The following is a 642-nucleotide window of genomic DNA, read 5'->3' on the forward strand; positions in this document are numbered from 1 at the left end:
GATGGAGCCCATCCCCACCTTCCGCCAGCTGCCCGGTCCGGTCTACTTCCGGCAGGGTGCGATGGAGCCCACCGACTGGGGCACGCACAGCCATCCTTGGGGCCAGTTCAACTTCGTCGCACAAGGGGTGATGGAGATGAAGATCGACGGCGAGTGGATGGTGTCCCCGCCCCATTACGCGATCTGGATCCCACCGGGAATGCCCCACTATTCGCGCAACCGGTCGCGGCTGGCCTATCGCTCGGCCTACCTGTCGCCGGCGTTGTCACGCCGCCTGCCCGAGCGCTGCAGTGCGCTAGAAGTCAGCCCATTGCTGCGCGAGCTGCTGCACGAGCTGGCGCGACAGGGCGTGACCGATCCGCGGACGGCGGCCCAGCGGCGCATGGCCGCCGTGGTGATCGACCAGATCGTCAATGCGGCCGTACTGCCCAGCTTCCTGCCGATCGCCAGCAGCGATGCGCTGAAGCAGGTGATGGCGTACATGGAGAAACACCTGTCGATGGCCGAATCGGTTGCCGAAATCGCGCAGCGGCACCATATGAGCGTGCGCAAGCTGGAGCGCATGGCACGCAGCGAGCTGGGCATGTCGCTCGGCGACTGGCGTGGACGGGTGAAGTTCGTGCGCGCCACCGAGGCGCTGTG

General features: G+C 66.7%; 1 protein-coding gene. It reads left to right on the plus strand.

What is annotated here, in order from left to right; translation table 11 throughout:
• Position 1: 1 nt before the first annotated feature.
• The coding region (locus tag VG556_RS22330; protein ID WP_423180048.1) for an AraC family ligand binding domain-containing protein at positions 2-642 on the plus strand (641 nt) is incomplete at its 3' end.

It is taken from the genome of Stenotrophomonas sp. CASM106 (assembly GCF_049384825.1).
GTDB lineage: Bacteria > Pseudomonadota > Gammaproteobacteria > Xanthomonadales > Xanthomonadaceae > Stenotrophomonas > Stenotrophomonas muris.